Source organism: Stenotrophomonas sp. HMWF003 (genome assembly GCF_003061285.1).
Taxonomy (GTDB): Bacteria; Pseudomonadota; Gammaproteobacteria; order Xanthomonadales; family Xanthomonadaceae; genus Stenotrophomonas; species Stenotrophomonas maltophilia_AP.
In genome coordinates this window covers 6,140-9,172 of sequence record NZ_QAIW01000052.1, presented here as the reverse complement: position 1 = coordinate 9,172, position 3,033 = coordinate 6,140, and the positions used below count along the sequence as shown (strand labels likewise).

6 protein-coding genes are annotated in these 3,033 nt (G+C 69.4%); 2 read left to right on the top strand and 4 right to left on the bottom strand.

Annotated elements, in window-relative coordinates; genetic code table 11:
* Nucleotides 1-395 (top strand): LysR substrate-binding domain-containing protein (locus DBR34_RS01740; RefSeq protein ID WP_258223616.1); only part of this gene is annotated, 395 nt, incomplete at its 5' end.
* Nucleotides 396-412: 17 nt separating this feature from the next.
* Here DBR34_RS01740 and DBR34_RS01735 read toward each other — a convergent pair.
* The 4 genes from DBR34_RS01735 to DBR34_RS01720 are packed head-to-tail and all read right to left on the bottom strand — an operon-like array spanning nt 413 to nt 2,657.
* Complete coding sequence (locus tag DBR34_RS01735) at nt 413-853, bottom strand: hypothetical protein (RefSeq protein ID WP_128095460.1); 441 nt, start codon at nt 851-853, stop codon at nt 413-415.
* Nucleotides 854-904: 51 nt separating this feature from the next.
* Nucleotides 905-1,153 (bottom strand): hypothetical protein, encoded by a 249-nt coding sequence (locus DBR34_RS01730; RefSeq protein ID WP_128095459.1) that lies wholly within the window; start codon nt 1,151-1,153, stop codon nt 905-907.
* Nucleotides 1,150-1,884 carry a glutamine amidotransferase gene (locus DBR34_RS01725; protein ID WP_128095458.1) on the bottom strand — a complete coding sequence of 245 codons (735 nt, stop codon included), beginning with the start codon at nt 1,882-1,884 and terminating at the stop codon, nt 1,150-1,152. Before DBR34_RS01725 ends, DBR34_RS01730 begins: the two co-directional genes overlap by 4 nt.
* Nucleotides 1,881-2,657 carry a YggS family pyridoxal phosphate-dependent enzyme gene (locus DBR34_RS01720; protein WP_128095457.1) on the bottom strand — a complete coding sequence of 259 codons (777 nt, stop codon included), beginning with the start codon at nt 2,655-2,657 and terminating at the stop codon, nt 1,881-1,883. The genes DBR34_RS01725 and DBR34_RS01720 overlap by 4 nt, the downstream gene beginning before the upstream one ends.
* Before the next feature lie 89 nt (nt 2,658-2,746).
* Here DBR34_RS01720 and DBR34_RS22010 point away from each other — a divergent pair.
* Nucleotides 2,747-3,033 (top strand): GntR family transcriptional regulator (locus DBR34_RS22010; RefSeq protein WP_258223617.1); only part of this gene is annotated, 287 nt, incomplete at its 3' end.

The window sequence follows — 3,033 nt, the reverse complement described above, 5'->3', positions numbered from 1 at the left end:
GCCCCGCGCTGGTGGAGCGCATGGGCGGCGTGGATGCGCGCCCGCTCTCGGAATGGCCGCTGTTGGGGGATCCCGATGGTGAATGGCAGCGCTGGTTCGCACAGATCGGCCAGGACCCGCCACGCCGTTACGTGGCCATGCTCAACGATTCGGAATCCCACCATCGCGCGGCGCTGGACGGTTTCGGGGTAGCGCTGGGGCGGGTGACGCGGGCGCGGCTGCTGCTCGATTCGGGCCAGTTGGTGGCCTTGTCGCCGCACCGCTTGAAGACGCGCTGGTCGCATTGGCTGGTGTATCCGCCGCGCTCGGCCCGCCACCAGGGCTTTCTGGACTTCCGCCAATGGCTGCATGCACAGGCGCAGGAGCACGCAGAGCACATGCGCCAGCCCGGATGACCGGCGGATGACGTAGCTCAGAACGCGGTGGGCGCGATCGAGATTTCACCGTTGGCGCTGAGCGCCAGGCGGTACTTCAACGGCTTGCCGAGCTCGGCAATGATCTCGGTCTCTCGCCGTGCACTTTCCGCGCCGAATCGGCACAGCGCCTTGCCTTCCGGATTGGGGCCGGTGCCGAGAATGTACCTGCCCGGCGCCACATGGAAGGTGACCTTCTCGGCGTTGTCGATGGTGGAAACCTTGCGGCCGTCCAGGTATACCGCCGTCATGCAGCCGCTTCCCATGAAGCCTGCGTCACGCGCGACGATCAGTACCACTTTGTCCTGGCCTGGCTGCATGAGCTCGGGTGCGAAGATCCGCTCCGGTGGCGTCGAGCGTGCCGTGTTGGTGTTGATGGGCTTGGTAGCGCACGCAGAAACGGCGATGGTGATGCCGACCGCAAGGAAAATCTTCTTCATTATTCCCCCCCGAAGCAGTGGTGTGTCGTTGCCGATTCTATCGCTGGTGGGTCAGCCCCTGTCCACAGGCGTGGCGATGTCCTGGTAGACCACTTCGCTGCCCAGCACCTTCAGGCCCGCCGGGCCGCTGCTCAACAGCCGCTGTTCGCCGATGGCCTGCTGCCATTGCAGCTGGAACCCGGCGGCGGCCGGCAACTGCGCGGCCAGGGTATGCAGGTGACGGCGGGCCTGCGGACCGGCGCTGTCGAAGTGGCCCAGCAGCACGCCGTGCTGGTGCACGATCAGGCGATGGCTGCTCATGCGGACACCGTCCCGGCAAGGGGCGCATCGGCAACAGGCGCCGACGTCGGCAGTGCATCCAGCCACGCGGCGAACAGGTCGCGTGCGGCGGCCGCCAGTGGCGCGGCGTAACGGGCGGCCTGTTCGCGCAGGGTGCGGGGATCAATACCCGCGCGCTGCAGTTCGTCGGCATGGCCGATCAGCCAGGTGTCGATGCGGGTGGCGTCGACCTCGGGATGGCACTGCAGGGCCAGCAGGTGGTGGCCGATGGCGAACGCCTGCTGCGCGCAGGCGGGCGTGGCCGCCAGGCGCTGTGCACCGTCGGGCAGGGTGAAGGTTTCGCCATGCCAGTGCAGCACCGGGATGCCCACCAGAGCCCGCAGTGGCGAGGCCAGCCCGGCATCGGTCAGCGACAACGGCGCGAAGCCGATTTCCTTCGCACCCATCGGCGTCACGCTGGCGCCAAGTGCGCGTGCCACCAGCTGCGCGCCCAGGCAGATGCCCAGCGTCGGGCGGTGCGCGGCCAGGCGGGAGCGGAGCAGGGCATGCAGCACGCGCAGATGCGGGTAGGCGTTGACGTCGTTGGCGCTGATCGGGCCGCCCAGCACGATCAGCAGGTCGGCGGTCTCGGCGTCGTCCAGGCGGTCGATGCCGGCCTGCAGCACCTGCAGCTGCCACCCGCGTGCGGCCAACAACGGGGCCAGTATCCCCGTGTCTTCGAACGCGACGTGCTGGATCGCCACCGCCTTCATGGCGTGCCCTCGGCGGCGGTAGGCCAGTAGAAACTGTCCGGGGTGGCGCGCGCGCCGAAGATGGCCTGGCCCACACGCACCACGGTGGCGCCTTCTTCGATGGCCAGGTCGAAGTCACCGGACATGCCCATCGACAACTCGTCCAGGACGATTCCCTCGGGCAGGCCGGGCCGCAGGCGGTCGCGCAGCTCGCGCAGGCGTACGAAGCACGGTCGCACCTGCGCCGGGTCGGGCGAGAACACCGCCAGCGTCATCAGCCCGCGCACGCGCAGCCGGGGAAAGGCCGGCAACTGCTGCACGAAGTCCGCCACCGCGATCGGGTCCAGGCCGTACTTGCTGGCCTCGCCGGAGGTGTTGACCTGCACGAACACGTCCAGCGAGCGCTGTTCCAGTGCAAGCCGGCGGTCCAGCGCTTCGGCCACGCGGAGGCTGTCCAGTGCCTGGAATTCGCTGGCGAAGCGCGCCACGTCGCGGGCCTTGTTGGTCTGCAGGTGGCCGATCACCGACCAGCGGATCGGCAGGTCGGCCATGCCGTCGGCCTTGGCCTGGGCCTCCTGCACCTTGTTCTCGCCCAGTTCGCGGCAGCCGGCGTCCCAGGCCAGGCGCAGCCGTGCCTGGTCGACAGTCTTGCTGACCGGCAGCAGGCGCACGCCGGCCGGATCGCGGCCGGCACGTTCGCACGCACGCGCGATGCGGTGGCGCACCGCCTCCAGGTTGTGGGCGATGGCGTCGACGGTGGTGGCCTGCGGCCAGTCGGGGCGTGCGATGGGCATGGGGAGCTCCTGAAGCGAGGGCGGCTGCACGGGCGGTCCGGCGCGTGCAACACTGTCCCGGGACGATCCGTATATTGGCATAGGACAAAATGAAAATCACCGGCCAGACCGCCAGCGCGGTGTTCGACAGCATCCGCCAGCAGATCCTCAGTGGGGCGCTGGTGCCGGGCCAGCTGCTGCCGCCGGTCCGCGACCTGGCCCTGCAACTGCAGATCAACCGCAATACGGTGGCCGCCGCCTACAAGCGGCTGGACGCGGCCGGGCTGGCGCAGACCCAGGGCCGGCGCGGCACGGTGGTGACCGCGCCGCCGGCGGTCGGTGCCCAGGAGGGCAGCACGGGCGGTTCTGCGTTGCACGATCTGTCCAGTGGCAACCC